This is a genomic window from Janthinobacterium sp. GW822-FHT07H10 (assembly GCF_058798675.1).
In genome coordinates this window covers 105607-122663 of the sequence record NZ_JBXAKS010000011.1, presented here as the reverse complement: position 1 = coordinate 122663, position 17057 = coordinate 105607, and the positions used below count along the sequence as shown (strand labels likewise).

The following is a 17057-nucleotide window of genomic DNA, read 5'->3' as shown; positions in this document are numbered from 1 at the left end:
CACAAGGAGCATCACCATGCAATGCATCTACAAGCAGTTACGCCTGGGCTTACTCGCCCCCTTCCTCCTGATGCTGGGCCTGCTGACGGCCTGCCAGAGCGCGCCCGAGAAAAAGCCGCTGTTCAACGCCGAGCAGGTCGCCGTCCTGAAGGAGCAGGGTTTCAACCAGACGGACGAAGGCTGGGAGCTGAGCTTCACAGACAAGCTGCTGTTCGAATTCGACGCCGCCAAGCTGACGCCGCCCAGCCGCAGCGCCATCCAGAAGATCAGCGCCGCCCTGCTGAAAGTGGGCATCACGCACATGCGCGTGGAAGGCCATACGGACAATGAAGGCACGGAAGCGTACAACAACAAGCTGTCGCTGGCGCGCGCCAACGTGGTGGCCGACGCCATGAGCGCGACGGGCGTGCCGCGCGACAACATCACCGTGAAAGGCCTGGGCATGAGCAAGCCCGTGGCCTCGAACGCCAGCAAGACGGGCAAGGCGGAAAACCGCCGCGTGACCATCATCGTCTCGGCGCCGTGAGTGCCGGCATGCCCGCCGTGCGCTGGGTCGTGATGGGCGTGTCCGGCTGCGGCAAGAGCGCCGTCGGCAGCCTGCTGGCCGGCGCGCTGGGCGTGCCATACGTGGAAGGCGACGAGCTGCACCCGCCCGGGAACGTGGCCAAGATGAGCGCCGGCGTGCCGCTCGACGATGGCGACCGGGCCGGCTGGCTGGCCGCCTTGCGCGAACGCATCGCCACGGCCAGGGCCCAGGGCAGCGGCCTGGTGGTCTCGTGCTCGGCCCTGAAGCGCGCCTACCGCGACCTGCTGCGCGAAGGCGATCCGGCCCTGCGCTTTGCCCACCTCGACGGTCCGCGCGACGTGCTGGAACGCCGCGTGCAGCGGCCCGGCCATTTCATGCCGCCCAGCCTGCTCGACAGCCAGCTGCGCACCCTGCAGCCGCTGCAGCCAGACGAGTCCGGCATCGTGCTCGACATCCGCCAGCCCCTGGCCGTGCTCGTGGAACAGATCCTGCAAGCGCCCTGAAGCATTGCGCGCGGCTGGACAGCGCGCAGCCCGCTGTGTAGACTGACGCGCACTTTCATGAGGGATTTTATGAGCACACCAAGCACCAAACCAGCGCCGGGCCCGGAATTCTGGGAGCGCGCCGACCAGGTCATCGCCCTGGCCAACGAACAATGCATGCACAGCGGCGGCAATGAAGTGGCCACTTCGCTGCTGTACGCGGCCGCCCGTTTCAACGCCTTCCTCGTCGCCAGCAAGAGCAATGACGTGGCCAAGATGCAACAGGAAAAGGAAGGCGCCGTCGCCTTCTTCACGGAACAGTACAAGCGCATGCTGACCGACAACTTCAACGACTACATCACCAATTTCGACAAGTACACGCAACCGTCGTCGGCCCCCAAGGGCTGATGTCCGCAGCCAGCCTGGCCGGCCACCGCGCCCGCGCCACGCACGCCGACAGCGTGCTCAATGGTTCAGTACGCTATGCGCCGCTGCAATCGCTGTGGCTGATCGCCATGCTGGCCGGCACGCTGTGCGGCGCCCTCCTCGCCTTCAGCTGGACCGGTCTGGCGCTTTTTCTCATCAGCACGGCCATCGTTCTGCTCTTCGGCCATTCCCTCGGCAGCCATAGAAAACTGATACACGACAGCTACCGCTGCCCCCGATGGCTGGCATACCTGTTCGTGTATCTGGGCGTGCTGGTAGGGCTCAGCGGACCGCTGGGCCTGCTGCGCCAGCATGAACTGCGCGACTATGCGCAGCGCCTGCCCGATTGCCACCCGTACCTGCGCCATGGCGGCGGCTTCTGGCGCGATGCCTGGTGGCAACTGCATTGCCGCCTGGTGCTCGATCATCCGCCGCAGATCGCCATCGAGCCGCGCATCGCGCACGACCGTTTCTATCGCTTCCTGGAAGCGACGTGGATGTGGCAGCAACTGCCGTGGGCCATCCTGTTCTTCCTGTGGGGCGGCTGGGGCCTGGTCTGCTGGGGCGTGTGCGCGCGGGTCAGCGCGGGCGTGCTGGGCCACTGGCTGATCGGCTACTTCGCCCACAACCATGGCCAGATGCATTTTCATGTGGATGGCGCCGCCGTGCAGGGCAGGAATATCCGCCTGACGTCGCTGCTGACCATGGGCGAATGCTGGCACAACAACCATCACGCCTATCCGGGCTCAGCCAGGCTGGGCCTGCTGCCGGGCGAATGGGACCCGGGCTGGTGGGCGCTGCTGTTGCTGCGACGCATGGGCCTCGTATCCGGCCTGCGCCTGCCGCAAGACCTGGCGCCGCGGGCGGAACTGCGCCGCCTCGACGACGCCAGCGCGAATTGAATCAGGCGTCGTCCCGGCCCGCCAGGTAGTTGTTCTTCACGCGCACATAATGTTCGGCCGAATAGCGCAGGTAGGCGATCTCGGCCTCGGTCAGCGCGCGCACCTTGGCGGCGGGCCTGCCCACATATAAATGCCCGCTTTCCAGCACCTTGCCCGGCGACACCAGGCTGCCCGCGCCCAGCATCACGTGTTTTTCCACCACCACGTCATCCATGACGATGCTGCCCATGCCGATCAGGCACTCGTCGCCAATCGTGCAGCCGTGCAAGATCACGGAATGGCCGATGGTCACGTACTTGCCGATGGTCAAGGGCGAACCGTCGGGCTTGGCCGCATTCTTGTGCGACACATGCCCCATGGAAAAGTCCTGGATATTGCTGCCCTCGCCGATGACGATGCGGTTGACGTCGCCGCGCAGCACGCTGTTGCACCAGATGGAACAGTCGTCGCCGATCTGCACATCGCCGATCACTTGCGCCGTGTCATGCAGGTAGACGCGTTCGCCCAGCACGGGACGGGTATTCAGGTAGGAACTGACAGGCATCGCATTTTCACTTTCATTCACTCTTGATTAATGGTCAACAACAAACATCATACCCAGCCGGCCGCCAGCGCAAAAATCGCCAGGCCATGGGCCAGGGAAGCCCCCAACAAACCGGCACGGCAATATACCAGCCCCGCCACCACGCCTTCGATCACGGTAAACACGAGGATGGGCGCGCCCACCTGCGTGACGGTGGTGGCGAGGAAAGCATGGCACAGGCCAAACAGCAGGCCCGACACCAGAGCCGCGCGCCAGGCCGGCAGCCAGGCGCGCAATTGCTGCTGCAGCAAGCCGCGAAACAGCAATTCTTCATAACAGTTGGCCGCCAGCGCAAAGCCCAGCAGCAAAGGCAGCATGGAAGGCGCCACGGGCGCCAGCGACGGCAAGCCAGCCAGCGTCTTCAGGACCATGGCCAGCCCGACGATGAGCATGGCGCCGGCCACACCCAGCAGCACGGACAGCAGCGGCCGCCTGCCCATCCAGCTGATCTGGCGGCGCGCCTCGCTTTCCAGCCAGCACGTACTGGCCACCAGCCCCAGCGACATGGCCGCCAGCGCCAGCAAGACCAGCGGCGGCGCCGTGAAGCGCAAGCCGCCTGCCGCCACCTGCCAGTAGCCGTGCGCCGTCATCGCATCGCGCGCCAGCACGAAGAACAGGATATGCACGAGCACGCGCAGCAGCGGCACAGTACCTTGCGTTGCCAGCAGCAAGGCGGCGCAGACGAGGAAGGCGGGCGTGATCGCCAGCAGGTACTGCGCCAGGGAAGTGATCTCGGGCATCGTTCAATTCAAGTCGACAGCAAGGTGCCAATGGGCACGGACGACTGCAATTGTATGCGGCGGCCGGGGCCTTGGGCGAAAAATCGCCCAAGGCCCCGCTCAATGCGCCACCGCCTTGCGCCAGCCATGCATCAGGCCATGCGCCGCCAGCCCGGCCGCCAGACCCCACAGGGCGCCCCCCACGCCCAGCACGGTGACGTTCGCGGCCGTGGCCAGGAAAGTGATCAGCGCCGTCTCGCGCGTGCGCGCGTCCGCCATGGCCTGCGCCAGGCTGTTGCCGATGGCGCCCAGCAGGGCCAGGCCCGCCAGGGTCGTGATGAAGGTGCGCGGCAAGACCATGAACAGGCTGGCCAGGGTGACGCCGAAAATGCCCACCGTGATGTACAGCACGCCGCAGGCCAGGCCGGCGATATAGCGCTTCGACGGCTCCGGATGCGCATCCCTGCCCGTGCAGATGGCGGCCGTGATGGCGGCCACGTTGAACGCATGCGCGCCGAACGGCGCCATCAGCAGAGAACCGAGTCCCGTCACCGTCAAAATGGGATTGGCGCTGACGCGGTAGCCATCGTTGCGCAGCACCAGCATGCCGGGCATGTACTGGCCCGTCAAGGTGATCAGGAACAGCGGCAGCGCCACGCCCAGCAGCGACGCCACGGAAAAGCGCGGCATCTCGAACACGGGCGCGGCCAGGGTCAGGGTTATGCCCTGCGCGTCGATGCGCCCCTGCGCCAGCAGCAAGGCCACGCCGATCAGCATGATGCCGACCACGGCGTAGCGCGCCGTGAAGCGGCGCAGCACGGCATACGACAGCAGCAAGACCGCCACCAGCAGCGGATCGGCGCTGGCGCCGCCAAACGCGTTCACGCCGAACTGCAGCAGGATGCCGGCCAGCAAGCCGGCCGCGATGCCGCCCGGGATCAACCGCACCAGGCGCTCGAACGCGCCCGACATGCCCAGCGCGATGAAGGCGATGGCGGAAAGCAGGTAGGCGCCGATCACCTCGGCATACGGCGTGTGCGGCATGACGGTGGCCAGGAAGGCCACGCCCGGCGTGGACCAGGCCGTGATGACGGGCGCGCGGTAGCGGTAGCTGAGCCAGATGCCCGTCACGCCCACGCCGATGCTCAGCGACCAGACCCAGGACGCCGTCTGCGCCGCGCTGAGCTGCGCCAGCTGGGCCGCCTGGAACACCAGCACGAAAGTGCCGCCATAGTTGACGAGGACGGAAATGCAGGCCGCCATGGTCGGCGATACCAGATCCTGCCAGCGCAGCCGTCCTGCCGTCGCTGCCGTTTTTTCGATTGTTGCGCTTGTCGTCATGCGGAATGCTCCCTTGCCTGTGAAAGGGGGCATCTTAATGCCGGCATGGACTGCCCAGACAGGCCAATTTCCCGACATGCAGCAGACCACTTTCGCGTCTCAGCCCAGTGCGCGCGCCAGGCGGGCGATGCCGCTGTCGATCTCGTGCGGGCTCAACGCTGCAAAACCCAGCAGCCAGCCACCGCGGGCCGGCGGCCGCGCATACAGGCGGCTCAGGCCCGGCAGCACGATGCCGGCCCGCGCCGCCAGGCGTATCGTCTCCGGCTCCGCCCTGCCCTCGTGCAGCAGGCAGGGCATCTGCAAGCCGCCCGGTGGCAGCTGTGCCGCGACGACGTGCGGCAGATGCCGCTGCACGGCCCGCGCCATCGCATCGCGGCGCACGGCGTAGACTTTGCGCATGGCGCGCAGATGGGCCGCGAAATGGCCATCGGCGATGAAACGGGCCAGCGTCAGCTGGTCCAGCTGCGGCGTATGCCCGTCGAGGATGCTGCGCGCGGCCGTCATCGGCGCGACGAGGGCCGGCGGCAGCACCATGTAGCCGATGCGCAGGCCCGGATACAGCGACTTGGCGAAGGTGCCCAGATAAATCGTGCGCTGCTGCCGGTCCAGCCCCTGCACGCAGGCCGTCGGCAAGCCCGCGTAGTGAAACTGGCTGTCGTAATCGTCTTCGATGATCCAGCCCTGCCGCTCGGCGGCCCAGGCGGTCAGCGCGAGGCGGCGCTCGAGCGCCAGGGTGACGCCCGTCGGATACTGGTGCGACGGCGTCACATACACCGTGTTGGCGCCGCTGCGGTCGGCGCGCAGGCTGTCCATGCACAGGCCGTGCGCATCGACGGGCACGGGTACCACCGCCAATTGCGCCATCTCGAAGGCCTTGCGCGCGCCGAAATAGCCGGGGTCTTCCATCAGGATCGGACCATGCGCGTCGGCCAGCACCTGCGCGCACAGGTACAGGGCCTGGCGCGTGCTGCTCAGCACCAGCACCTGGCCGGCCGTGGCCCGCGCGCCCCGCTCCAGGTTGACATAGTCGGCGATGGCCTGGCGCAGCGGCTGCGCGCCCTGCGGGTCGCCGTGCAGCAGCATGCTGGCACGGTGTTCGCCCGCGGCCTGGCGCCGCAGCCGCTCCCACACATCGACGGGAAAGGCGCGCGTTTCCGGCAAGCCCGTGGCAAACGCCTTCACGCTTTGCTGGTCGGCCACACCGCCGCTGGCGAGCATCTGTGCGCCCCTGGCGCTGAGCGCTACCGGTGGCGCAGGCAGGGCTGGCCGCGCCGCCGACGGTGCGTGCCTGCCTGCGCCCAGCAAGCTGGCGCCCATCGATTCCGAGACAAAACTGCCCGCTCCCGCCTGGCGCCGCACATAGCCGTCCAGGCGCAGCTGCGCATACGCCATTTCCAGCGTGTCGCGCGACACGCCCAGCGATTGCGCCAGCGCCCGCGTCGCAGGCAGGCGCAGGCCGGGCGCCAGCACGCCATCGAGTATCAGCTGGCGCAAGGCGCGCTGCACGCGCACGCGCAAGTCGAGCGCCGCCAGTTCGGGAGCGGCGAGACGGATTCTCAGGGTGTCGAGCTCGAACCGCGCCGTCATGTCGCCTTCGGCCCGGCGCCGGCGGCCGTCACGGCGGCCACGCTGCTGGCGTGCGAAAAGCCGTGCTGCTGCAGCACGGCCACCAGCTGCTCGCTGGCGCAGCCCAGGCGCAGGTTTTCCGCCACCCAGTCCTGCCACTCGCGGCTGACGTCCGGCATGGGCTCGGGCGCCAGAGCGAGGCCGAGTATGCATTGGGCCAGCAAGCCGTTGATGCGCTTCGTGTCGATCAGATGCTGCACCACCGCGTGGCCCGAATGGGGAAACGGATGCAGGGTGCAGTTGCCAAAGGCGGCCAGGCGCTGCGCGTGCATGGCGTCGAGGTTCACCGATTCGCTGGCACTGGCGCCCGCATTGGCGACGTCGGGCCGCGTGCCGAACACCAGGTGCAGCTGCGTATCGGCCGTCGCCCTGGCGCGGCACAGGGCGGCCAGGTCATAATAGCCCGAGCGTGGCGGGTCCTGCGCCAGCGACTCCATCACGGACAGCCAGCGCAGCTCGTGATACAGGCGCGCCTGCTCCACGTCCAGAAAAGACAACGGGCCGAAGGCGACGATCTGCTGCGCCTCGAGCAGCAAGCCATACATGACGGCCGCGTACGCGCCCATGGACTGGCCGAGGGTGGTGACCTGACTCGGTGCGATGCTGCGCACAAGGTCGCGCAAGGCTTGCGCCGTCTCGTCCACATGGCTGCCCAGGCCGGCGATGCGGCGGTGAAACCAGGCGTTGCCCGAATCGCGCACGAGTATCTTGTTCAGATGCTGCCCGCTGGCCTGCTCCAGCTTTTTCAGCCTGCCGTAAAAGTCGAAGGCCGGACGCGTCGTCCACGAAACGAAGCCGAAGGCGATGACCAGCGGCGCGCCGGGCACGATGCGGTCCACCAGCACATCGTCGCCAGTGGTGGCGACCAGTCGATTATCCAGCGCTTGCGCTTGCAGCATCGGCCAGGCTCCCCGATCAAGGTTGAAACAGCAGAAAGCATGAGTTTAATGCCAGGACTGGCAAAATGGAAACATTTGCCGCAGCGGTACGCAGGCCGGTGCGGGAAAACTGCTAGTCTTGCGAACATTTCCCTTGAATACCCCTTTTACACAGGAGACTTCCATGCTGCATCGCCTCACGCATCGCCTCAAATACCTGCCCCTCGCGGCCGCCATCGCCATGGCCGGCGGCTGCGCCGTGACGAACGACGGCGCCGCGCCGGGCACCGACCTGACGCCCAGCTACAGCCTGACGAACACCTACTGGAAGCTGACGGAGCTCGATGGCGCCCCGGTGGTCATGGCGCCGGAGCAGGAACGCGAAGTGCGCATCACCCTCACCGACGAGGGCAGGGTCCACGGATTCACGGGCTGCAACCAGGTCATGGGCGGCTACACGCTGGACGGCACGGCCCTGCGCTTCACGCAACTGGCCGGCACCCGCATGGCGTGCCCGCCGCCTTTGATGCAGCTGGAAAATGCCGTGCTGGCCAAACTGAACAGCGTGACCGGCTACCGCTTCGATGGCGAATTCCTGGTCCTGCTCAAGGATGGCGCGCCCGTGGCCAGGTTTGAATCGGTCTACCTGTGAAATAAAAATCGACTGCCGTTACAATGGCTTCCAGCCCATCTTTTGGAAGGAAGCCATGTCCGCCCTGCCCTCGCCGTCGTCTCCATCACTGCCATCGGCCGCCGGCCGCTACCGGGCTTTTCTGTTCGACATGGACGGCACCGTCATCAATTCCATCGCCGCCGCCGAACGCATCTGGGGCACGTGGGCGCAGCGCCAGGGACTCGACGTGGCGGCCTTCCTGCCCACCATCCATGGCGCGCGCTCGGTCGACACCATTGCCAGGCTGCGCCTGCCCGGCATCGACGCGCAGCGCGAGTCGCAGGGCATCACGGATGCGGAAATCATCGATGTGGACGGGATTGTCGAAGTGGCGGGCGCCGGGCGTTTTTTGCAGTCGCTGCCGCCGGCGCAATGGGCCATCGTCACCTCGGCGCCCAGGGCGCTGGCCACGGCGCGGCTGAAGGCGGCCGGCATGCCGATACCGGCCATCATGGTGACGGCCGAAGACGTCAAGGCGGGCAAGCCGAAACCCGATTGCTACCTGCTGGCGGCTGAAAAGCTGGGCGTAGCGCCCTCTGACTGCCTGGTGTTCGAAGATGCCTCGGTCGGCATCGAGGCGGGCGAAGCGGCTGGCGCGAAAGTCGTCGTCGTCACCGCCACGCATGCGCACCCGCTGGCCACGCGCCACCCGGCCATCGCCAGCTACGAGGGCATCGTGGCGACGGTCGATGCCGACGGTTTCATCGTGCTGGCGGAGTCGGTTGCAGCACCCGCGACAAGATAGCCTGCTCCAGCGCGGCGAAGGCCGCATGGCCGCGCTGGCGCGGGCGCGGCAAGTCCACCTGCACATCCAGCGTGATCTGCCCCTCCTCGATCAGCAGCACGCGGTCGGCCAGGGCCACCGCTTCGGCCACGTCGTGCGTCACCAGCACGGCCGTAAAGCCGCGCGCCAGCCACAGCGACTCGATCAGTTGCTGCATCTCGATGCGCGTGAGGGCGTCGAGCGCGCCAAGCGGCTCGTCGAGCAGCAGCAATTGCGGCTCGTGCACGAGGGCGCGCGCCAGCGCCACGCGCTGCTTCTGCCCGCCCGACAGGGCCGCCGGCCAGTCGTCCGCGCGCTCGGCCAGGCCCACCGTCCATAGCGAGGCGGCCGCCGCGCCGATGGAACGGGGCAAGCCCAGGGCCACGTTGTCGAGCACCGTCTTCCACGGCAGCAGCCGCGATTCCTGGAACATGATGCGGATATCGGGGGCGCCGACGCCGCTGCCGATGTCGACCGTCCCTTCATCGATGCTTTCCAGGCCCGCGATCGAACGCAGCAAGGTGCTCTTGCCGCAGCCGCTGCGCCCCACGATGGCGACAAACTCGCCCGCTTCCAGCTGCAGGTCGACGTTTTTCAGCACGAGACGGCTGGTGTAGGACTTGCTCAGCTTTGTCAACGCCAACGGCACGCCGCGGCGCTGCAAGGGCGCGGCGGGCGCCGTCTTCGCCTGCGGCGGCGCGCCGGCGGGGTCGTATTGCACGAAATGGGACAGGAAGTCCGTTTCGATCTGGATGGGGGCGAGCAGCATGGTGTCCTCTTCAGTCATTATCGGTAGGCGGGGTTCCAGCGCAGGCAGTGGCGTTCCAGCCGGCGCGAAAACAGATCGGCCAGTTTGCCCAGCAAGGCGTACAGCAAGATCCCCACCAGCACCACGTCCGTTTGCAGGAATTCGCGCGCATTCATGGTCATGTAGCCGATGCCGGCCTGCGCCGAGATGGTTTCGGCGACGATCAGCAGCACCCACACGAGGCCCAGCGAAAAGCGCACGCCGACCAGGATGGACGGCATGGCGGCCGGCAGGATCACGTCGCGGTACAGGGGCCAGCCGGACAGGCCGTAGCTTTTCGCCATTTCGATCAGGCCCTGGTCGGCCGAGCGGATGCCGTGGAAGGTGTTCAGGTAGACGGGAAAGAACACGCCGACGGCCAGCAGGAACAATTTGGCCGTCTCGTCGATGCCGAACCACAGGATCACCAGCGGGATCAGGGCCAGGGCCGGGATGTTGCGCACCATTTGCAGGGTGGTGTCGAGCAGGGTTTCCGCATGGCGGAAGCTGCCCGTCAACAGCCCGAGCAGCAAACCCAGCCCCGCGCCGATGACGAAGCCCACCGTCGCCCGCCACAAGCTCGTTTTCAGGTGCAGCCACAGCTCGCCCGACGCGGCCAGGCTCCAGAAGGCTTTCGCCACGGCCCACGGCTCGGGCAGGATGCGGCTCGACAGCCAGCCCCACTGCGACGCCAGCTGCCAGGCCAGCAGCAGCGCCACGGGCAGGGCCCACGGCGCCAAGCCATCGCGCCACGGCGTGCCGGGCGCGCGTTTGGCGATGCCGGCCGCCATCTCAGGCCGCCTTTTTCTGCGGCGCGGCCGGCACGATGTTGCTGGCCATGACTTCGCCGAAGGGGCCGCTCAAGGATTGCTCGCCCACGGCCTTGCCCTTGCCCAGCAGCGGGAATACCAGCTCGGCGAAGCGGTACGACTCTTCCAGGTGCGGATAGCCCGAGAAGATGAAGGTGTCGATGCCCAGGTCCGCGTACTCCTGCATGCGCGCCACCACGGTCGGGCCGTCGCCGACGAGGGCCGTGCCGGCGCCGCCGCGCACCAGCCCCACGCCGGCCCACAGGTTGGGCGACACTTCAAGCTTGTCGCGCCGCCCGCCATGCAGGGCCGCCATGCGCTGCTGGCCCACGGAGTCCATCTTGCCGAAGGCCGCCTGCGCCTTGGCGATGATGTCGTCGTCGAGATGGCTGATCAGTTCATCGGCCGCGCGCCAGGCCGCCTCGTTGGTGTCGCGCACGATCACGTGCAGGCGGATGCCGAAGCGCACCGTGCGGCCTTTTTTCGCGGCGCGCGCGCGGATGTCGGCGATCTTTTCCGCCACGGCGGCCGGCGGCTCGCCCCACGTCAGGTAGACGTCCATCTGCTCGGCCGCCAGTTCGTGCGCCGGCTCCGATGAGCCGCCGAAGTACAGGGGCGGATACGGTTTCTGCACGGGCGGATACAGGGTTTTCGCCCCCTTCACCTGGATATGCTTGCCCTCGAAATCGTAGCCGGCAGCGCCGCCCTCGCCCGCCAGCGTGGCGCGCCACACCTTGATGAATTCATCGGAGATTTCATAGCGCTTGGCGTGGTCGGCAAACAGGCCGTCCGCTTCCAGTTCGCCCTGGTCGCCGCCCGTGACGACATTGATCAAGAGGCGCCCGTTCGACAGCCGGTCGAAGGTGGAAGCCATGCGCACGGCCAGGCCAGGCGTGGACAGGCCGGGGCGGATGGCCACCAGGAATTTGAGCTTTTGCGTCACACTGATCAATGACGAGGCCACCACCCAGGCGTCTTCGCAGGAGCGGCCCGTCGGCAGCAGCACGCCGTCGTAGCCCAGGGTATCGGCGGCGACGGCCACCTGGCGCAAGTAATCGGCATCGACGGGGCGCGCGCCCTGCGACGTGCCCAGGTAGCGGCTGTCGCCGTGGGTGGGGATAAACCAGAAGACATTCAATGACATGGTGCGCTTTCCTTTGCTTGTTTCTTTGCTTGTTTATTTGGTGCTGGTGGCCAGCTGGCGCGCCGGCAGCAGCGCGTCCTTGACGACGATGGGTTTCGGGATCAGCTTCAGGCTGGAGAACGCGTCCGCCACCCTTTGCTGCGAGGCGATGACGTCGACCGACACGGGTTTCACGCCGTAGGCATAGCGCGAGGCGGCCAGCGCCACGACATCCTTGCTCAAGCCCGTCTGCGCCGACAGAATCGTCGCCACTTCGTCCGGGTTGTTGCGGCCCCAGTCATCGACCTTGGCCACTTCGTCAAGCACGATGCGCAGGATCTCGGGATTTTTTTCCGCATAGGTGCGCGACGCCAGGTAGAACTGGTAGTTCGCCACCAGCCCCTTGCCATCGGCCAGCACGCGGGCGCCCAGCTGCTTTTCGGCGGCAGCCAGGAACGGATCCCAGATGGCCCAGGCATCCACGCTGCCGCGCTCGAAGGCGGCGCGCGCATCGGCCGGCGGCAGGAACACGGGCTGGATGTCGGCATACGCGACGCCGGCCTTTTCCAGCGCTTTCAACAACAGGTAATGCACGTTCGACCCCTTGTTCAGGGCGATCTTCTTGCCTTTCAGGTCGGCCAGGGTGCGCAGGCCAGAGCCCTTGGGCACGACGATGGCTTCGCTGGCGGGCGACGCCGGCTCATTGCCGACGTACACCAGGTTGGCACCGGCCGCCTGCGCAAAGATGGGCGGCGCCTCGCCAACCGTGCCGAAGTCAATGCTGCCCACGTTCAAGCCTTCGAGCAGCACGGGGCCGGCCGGAAATTCCGTCCATTTCACGCCCACGCCCTGTTCGGCCAGGCGCTTTTCCAGCGTGCCGCGGCCCTTGAGCAAGGTCAATGTGCCGTATTTCTGGTAGCCGATGCGTACCTCCCCCCTGGCTTGGGCCTGCGCCGTCACCGGCATGCCGGCCGCCATCACGCCGGCAGCGGCGGCGAACAGCAGGCCCAGGGTGGTACGGCGCGAGAGGCGTTGTGCGTGGCGGTGTGTCATGGCGTTTCCTTGGTCGGTGAATGGTCAGGCGGCTTGAAACCGGGGAGCGTAAGGCTGGTCCTGCAGCGAACGGACGGGCGCCGCAATATCGGCTGGCGCGGAAGGACGCCGGCCCTGCAGCACGAACAGGCCGGCCGACAGTTCCTCGATGCCGGCCTGCACGCGCGCGGCGATCGGCGCATCCAGGCTCAGGCCCCGTTCTTCATGCCAGTCCAGCTGTTGCGAATTGGCGTAAATGCTGGTGAAGACCTGCTTGGCGCCCAGCGCATGGAGCACGGGACGCAGCGCATAGTCGAGCGCCAGGGTGTGGGCGTGGCCGCCGCCCGTGGCCAGCGGCAGCACCAGCTTGCCGGCCAGGCCATCTTGCGGCAGCAAGTCGAGGAAGGCTTTCAGCAGGCCTGTATAGGATGCCTTGTAGATGGGCGTGGCGATGACGATGGCGTCGGCGTCGGCCACGGCGCGCACGGCGCGGGCGATCGTCACGTCGTCATAGTCGGCCAGCAGCAAGGCGCGCGCCGGCAGGTCGCGCACATGCAGCTTGGCGTAGCTGTGGCCCTGCAGCGCCAGCTGGTCGCCGATATGCAGCAGCAAGCGGCTGGAACTCGATGGTAGCTGGGGGCTACCGCCCAATAACAAGATGCTCATGTAATGCCCGTCCCTGTGCGTTATCGAAAGTGCGAAAGTGGATCTGCCCGGATGCTTGCAGCCTATCGCCATCAGGACTCCGGCAAAACGAATGCTTTCGCGCTTCGATATGCGTTTTCCGACTATCCGCGCCTGACGCCCCGCAAGACATGCCGCGGGCGCCCGCGCGGCTTTTTCCGCATATGCATGCGCGGTTTTCTTCGTGTACGGCGCTCGCCTGGCGGTGCAATATCGGCTGCATCGTCTTTCTGGAATTTCGCCAATGCCTACCGCCTTCCTCCACGCCACCCGCCCCGCCATCCCCACGCCGGAACCACTGCAGGACGCCATCGGCATCGCCACGTCGCTGGCCGCGCGCCTGGCCGAAACGGCGAATGCCCGCGACCAGGCCGGCGGCCATGCGGCGCAGGAGCGCGAATGGCTGCGCGACTCAGGCTTGCTGACGTTATCGATCCCCGTGGAATTCGGCGGCCAGGGCGCGTCCTGGCCCCTCGTGTACCAGGTGATCCGCATCCTGGCGCGCGCCGACAGCGCGCTGGCGCACGTCTTCGGCTTCCACCATTTGCAGCTGGCCGGCCTGCAGCTGTACGGCAGCGCGCAGCAGCAGCGCCGCCTGCTCACGCTCACCGTCGACGAGCGCCTGTTCTGGGGCAATGCCTTGAATCCGCTCGACAAGCGCGTCACCGCCATCGACACCGAAGACGGCTACCTCCTCGATGGCGTCAAGAGCTTTTCCTCCGGCTCGGTCGGTTCCGACTGGCTGACCGTCTCCGCCTGGCACGCGCCCACGCAGACGGCGCTGATCGCCGCCCTGCCCACGCGCCAGGACGGCCTGACCGTGCAGGCGGACTGGGACGCCTTCGGCCAGCGCCAGACGGACAGCGGCAATGTGCATTTCCAGGGCGTCGCCCTGCCGCGGGAGCTGGTGCTGCAGGCGCCCGCGCAGGCGGCCACGCCGCAAGCCACCGTGCGCTCGCAGATCGCCCAGCTGATCATGGCCAACCTGTACCTGGGCATCGCCGAAGGTGCGTTCGAGGCGGCGCGCCGCTATACGGGCGAGCAGGCGAAGGCCTGGTTCGCCTCCGGCGTGGCGCAGGCCACGGACGATCCCCTGGTGCAGCACCGCTACGGTCAGCTATGGCTGCTGCTGCGTCCCGCGCAGGTGCTGGCCGACGCGGCGGCGCAGGAGCTGGAAAGCGTATTTCGCAAGGGACCGCTGGTGACGGCACGCGAACGGGGCCTGCTGGCCGTGGCCGTGGCCGAAGCCAAGTGCCTGGCGCACAAGGCGGGACTGGAGATCAGCAGCCAGATGTTCGAACTGACGGGCGCCCGCTCCACCTCGGCCCGGTATGGCTACGACCGCTACTGGCGCAACGTGCGCGTGCATACCCTGCACGACCCCATCGACTACAAGCTGCGCGACCTGGGACGCTTTGCCCTGAACGGCACCGTGCCCGAGCCGACGGCTTATTCCTGATTCACCCACCAAGGAGCCACCATGACCATCGCCCGCCGCAGCATCGTTCTCACCGCCCTGGCACTCGCCCTGTCCAGCGGCTTCGCCCACGCCAAGGATCCCAAGGACATCACCATCGGCACCAGCGCCGGGCCGTATGCGGACCAGATCAAGCTGGGCATCAAGCCTATCCTGGAAAAACAGGGTTACAAGGTCAAGCTGGTCGAATTCAACGACTACATCCAGCCCAATTTCGCGCTGGCCGAGGGCTCGCTGGACGCCAACGTCTTCCAGCACATCGTCTACCTGAAGAAATTCGCGCAGGAGCACAAGCTGGCCCTGACGGACCTGATCACGATACCCACGGCGCCGATCGCCATCTACAGCAAGAAGCACAAGACGCTCGACGACGTGAAGGAAGGCACGACGGTAGGCTTGCCGAACGACCCGACCAACCAGGCGCGCGCGCTGGTGCTGCTCGACCAATTGAAATGGATCAAGCTGCGCGACAATTTCGACCCCGTGCGCGCGTCGGAAAAGGATATCGCCGTCAACACGAAGAAAATCAAGCTGCTGCCGCTGGAAGCGGCGCAGCTGCCACGTTCGCTGGGCGACACCGATTACTCTTTCATCAACGGCAATTACGCGCTGGCGTCCGGGCTGAAACTGACGGACGCGCTGGTGGCCGAGAAAATCTCGCCCAACTACATCAACCTGGTGGCCGTGCGCACGGCCGACAAGGACAAGCAGTTCGCGAAAGACCTGGCGGCCGCCTACCGCTCGCGCGAATTCCTCGACATCACCAACAAACACTTTGCCGGCTACTCGAAACCCGACTACCAGCAAGCCTTGCAGACGGCGGCGAAATAAGCCATGAGCAAGACCATACGCTTCAACGCCTTCCAGATGAATACCGTCGGCCACCAGTCGCCGGGACTGTGGACGCATGCGCGCGACCGCAGCCACCGCTACACCGATCCCGGGCACTGGACGGAACTGGCGCGGCTGCTGGAAGCGGGCCTGTTCGACGCGGTGTTCCTGGCCGACGTGCTGGGCGTGTATGACGTGTACCGGGGCAGCCTCGATGCAACCCTGGAACACGGCGTGCAGGTGCCGCTGAACGACCCGCTGGCGCTCGTGCCCATCATGGCGCAAGCCACCACGCACCTGGGCTTCGGCGTCACCTGCGCCCTCACCTACGAACACCCGTACACGTTCGCTCGCCGCATTTCCACGCTCGATCACCTGACGGGCGGGCGCATCGGCTGGAATATCGTCACCGGCTACCTCGATAGCGCGGCGCGCAACCTGGGACTGCAGCAGCAGCTGGGACACGACGAACGCTACGACCTGGCCGACGAATACCTCGACGTCGTCTACAAGCTGTGGGAAAAAAGCTGGGACGACGACGCCGTCGTCAACGACAAAACGCGCGCAATCTACGCCGATCCCGCCAAGGTGCACCCGATCAATCACTACGGCCGCCACTACCAGGTGCCCGGCATCCATTTGTGCGAACCGTCGCCGCAGCGCACGCCGCTGCTGTACCAGGCGGGCACCTCGCCGCGCGGCACGCGCTTTGCTGCGCGCCATGCGGAAGCGACCTTCGTCAGTGGCCCCAGCAAGACGGTGGTGAAGCGCTACGCCGACGAGCTGCGCGCCGCCGTGCGCCTGGCGGGACGCGACGGCGACGCGCTGCTGATCTACGCGCAGGCGCTGGTCATCACGGGCGCCACCGAAGCCGAGGCGCGCGCCAAGCACGCCGACTACCTGCGCCACGTGAACATCGAAGCGGCGCTGGTGCTGCTGTCCGGCTGGACGGGCGTCGATTTCAGCCGCTATCCGCTCGACGCCACCATCGAATACATCGACTCCGAGGCGGGCCGCTCGGCGCTGGCCTCGTTCAGCCAGGCCGACCCCGATCGCCGCTGGACGGTGCGCGAGGCGGCCGAATACATCGGCCTGGGCGGGCGCGGCCCCGTCATCGTCGGCGATGCGCGCCAGGTGGCCGACCAGCTGGAGGCATGGACAGATGAAACGGGCATCGACGGCTTCAATCTCGCCTTCGCCGTGGCGCACGACAGCATGGCCGACGTGGTCGCCCACATCGTGCCCGAACTGCAGCGGCGCGGGCGCTACCGCACCAGCTACGACGACGGCACCTTGCGCCACAAGGTGTTTGGCCACGGCCCGCGCCTGCCGGCCGGCCACGCGGGGCGCCAGGTCAGCATCGCGCCGGACAACGCCACCCTGGCCGCCGCCTGA

19 protein-coding genes are annotated in these 17057 nt (G+C 67.0%); 9 read left to right on the top strand and 10 right to left on the bottom strand.

The genetic code is table 11. The annotated features are described in order from the left end of the window. The first annotated feature begins 16 nt into the window (after window positions 1-16). The 4 genes from yfiB to AC1RDJ_RS22380 all read left to right on the top strand — a co-directional run bounded on the left by yfiB (window position 17) and on the right by AC1RDJ_RS22380 (window position 2336). The gene (gene yfiB / locus AC1RDJ_RS22395) at window positions 17-526 is read left to right on the top strand and encodes an outer membrane lipoprotein YfiB (RefSeq protein ID WP_071324268.1); all 510 of its coding nucleotides are present in this window, start codon (window positions 17-19) and stop codon (window positions 524-526) included. 8 nt (window positions 527-534) lie between these two features. Continuing rightward, the gene (locus tag AC1RDJ_RS22390; protein ID WP_071326551.1) at window positions 535-1029 is read left to right on the top strand and encodes a gluconokinase; all 495 of its coding nucleotides are present in this window, start codon (window positions 535-537) and stop codon (window positions 1027-1029) included. 69 nt (window positions 1030-1098) lie between these two features. Continuing rightward, complete coding sequence (locus AC1RDJ_RS22385) at window positions 1099-1416, top strand: DUF3144 domain-containing protein (RefSeq protein WP_071324269.1); 318 nt, start codon at window positions 1099-1101, stop codon at window positions 1414-1416. Next, window positions 1416-2336, top strand: a complete 921-nt coding sequence (locus AC1RDJ_RS22380; protein ID WP_071324270.1) for an acyl-CoA desaturase — start codon at window positions 1416-1418, stop codon at window positions 2334-2336. Before AC1RDJ_RS22385 ends, AC1RDJ_RS22380 begins: the two co-directional genes overlap by 1 nt. Before the next feature lies 1 nt (window position 2337). Here AC1RDJ_RS22380 and AC1RDJ_RS22375 read toward each other — a convergent pair whose 3' ends face one another. The 5 genes from AC1RDJ_RS22375 to AC1RDJ_RS22355 form a co-directional block, all read right to left on the bottom strand. Further along, window positions 2338-2880 carry a gamma carbonic anhydrase family protein gene (locus AC1RDJ_RS22375; protein WP_289888859.1) on the bottom strand — a complete coding sequence of 181 codons (543 nt, stop codon included), beginning with the start codon at window positions 2878-2880 and terminating at the stop codon, window positions 2338-2340. 47 nt (window positions 2881-2927) lie between these two features. Then, complete coding sequence (locus AC1RDJ_RS22370) at window positions 2928-3659, bottom strand: CPBP family intramembrane glutamic endopeptidase (RefSeq protein ID WP_493028744.1); 732 nt, start codon at window positions 3657-3659, stop codon at window positions 2928-2930. Between the two features lie 99 nt (window positions 3660-3758). Next, window positions 3759-4979, bottom strand: coding sequence for a benzoate/H(+) symporter BenE family transporter (locus AC1RDJ_RS22365; protein ID WP_493028743.1), 1221 nt, complete (start codon window positions 4977-4979; stop codon window positions 3759-3761). Window positions 4980-5078: 99 nt separating this feature from the next. Further along, window positions 5079-6566: a MocR-like pyridoxine biosynthesis transcription factor PdxR gene (gene pdxR, locus AC1RDJ_RS22360; protein WP_493028742.1), complete on the bottom strand. Its 1488-nt coding sequence runs from the start codon at window positions 6564-6566 to the stop codon at window positions 5079-5081. Then, window positions 6563-7504 (bottom strand): hypothetical protein, encoded by a 942-nt coding sequence (locus AC1RDJ_RS22355; RefSeq protein ID WP_493028741.1) that lies wholly within the window; start codon window positions 7502-7504, stop codon window positions 6563-6565. Before AC1RDJ_RS22355 ends, pdxR begins: the two co-directional genes overlap by 4 nt. 163 nt (window positions 7505-7667) lie before the next feature. Here AC1RDJ_RS22355 and AC1RDJ_RS22350 point away from each other — a divergent pair, with 163 nt between their 5' ends. Both AC1RDJ_RS22350 and AC1RDJ_RS22345 read left to right on the top strand, forming a co-directional pair. Further along, on the top strand, window positions 7668-8135 hold the full coding sequence (locus AC1RDJ_RS22350; RefSeq protein ID WP_493028740.1) for an META domain-containing protein: 468 nt from the start codon (window positions 7668-7670) through the stop codon (window positions 8133-8135). A 55-nt stretch (window positions 8136-8190) separates the two neighbouring features. Then, the gene (locus AC1RDJ_RS22345) at window positions 8191-8901 is read left to right on the top strand and encodes an HAD-IA family hydrolase (protein ID WP_493028739.1); all 711 of its coding nucleotides are present in this window, start codon (window positions 8191-8193) and stop codon (window positions 8899-8901) included. Here the strand turns inward: AC1RDJ_RS22345 and AC1RDJ_RS22340 are convergent. From AC1RDJ_RS22340 to ssuE, 5 genes are read right to left on the bottom strand one after another with little or no spacing between them, the layout of a single operon-like run. Next, a complete protein-coding gene (locus tag AC1RDJ_RS22340) occupies window positions 8858-9688 on the bottom strand; it encodes an ATP-binding cassette domain-containing protein (protein ID WP_493028738.1) in 831 nt (276 codons plus the stop codon). The two genes, AC1RDJ_RS22345 and AC1RDJ_RS22340, sit on opposite strands and share 44 nt — an antisense overlap. Before the next feature lie 17 nt (window positions 9689-9705). Further along, a complete protein-coding gene (ssuC, locus tag AC1RDJ_RS22335) occupies window positions 9706-10497 on the bottom strand; it encodes an aliphatic sulfonate ABC transporter permease SsuC (protein ID WP_071324278.1) in 792 nt (263 codons plus the stop codon). A 1-nt stretch (window position 10498) separates the two neighbouring features. Further along, entirely contained in the window at window positions 10499-11659 is a 1161-nt protein-coding gene (gene ssuD / locus AC1RDJ_RS22330; protein WP_071324279.1) for an FMNH2-dependent alkanesulfonate monooxygenase, read from the bottom strand. A 33-nt stretch (window positions 11660-11692) separates the two neighbouring features. Continuing rightward, window positions 11693-12691 carry a sulfonate ABC transporter substrate-binding protein gene (locus AC1RDJ_RS22325; RefSeq protein ID WP_493028737.1) on the bottom strand — a complete coding sequence of 333 codons (999 nt, stop codon included), beginning with the start codon at window positions 12689-12691 and terminating at the stop codon, window positions 11693-11695. A 24-nt stretch (window positions 12692-12715) separates the two neighbouring features. Beyond that, entirely contained in the window at window positions 12716-13336 is a 621-nt protein-coding gene (gene ssuE, locus AC1RDJ_RS22320; protein WP_289888871.1) for an NADPH-dependent FMN reductase, read from the bottom strand. Window positions 13337-13598: 262 nt separating this feature from the next. On the opposite strand from ssuE, the gene AC1RDJ_RS22315 reads away from it, so the two are divergent. Genes AC1RDJ_RS22315 through AC1RDJ_RS22305 form a run of 3 tightly spaced genes read left to right on the top strand, consistent with a single transcriptional unit; the run spans window position 13599 to window position 17057 of the window. After that, window positions 13599-14813 (top strand): acyl-CoA dehydrogenase family protein, encoded by a 1215-nt coding sequence (locus tag AC1RDJ_RS22315; RefSeq protein ID WP_071324282.1) that lies wholly within the window; start codon window positions 13599-13601, stop codon window positions 14811-14813. Between the two features lie 21 nt (window positions 14814-14834). Continuing rightward, entirely contained in the window at window positions 14835-15662 is an 828-nt protein-coding gene (locus AC1RDJ_RS22310; protein ID WP_071324283.1) for a MetQ/NlpA family ABC transporter substrate-binding protein, read from the top strand. Window positions 15663-15665: 3 nt separating this feature from the next. Beyond that, window positions 15666-17057, top strand: a complete 1392-nt coding sequence (locus tag AC1RDJ_RS22305) for an LLM class flavin-dependent oxidoreductase (protein WP_493028736.1) — start codon at window positions 15666-15668, stop codon at window positions 17055-17057.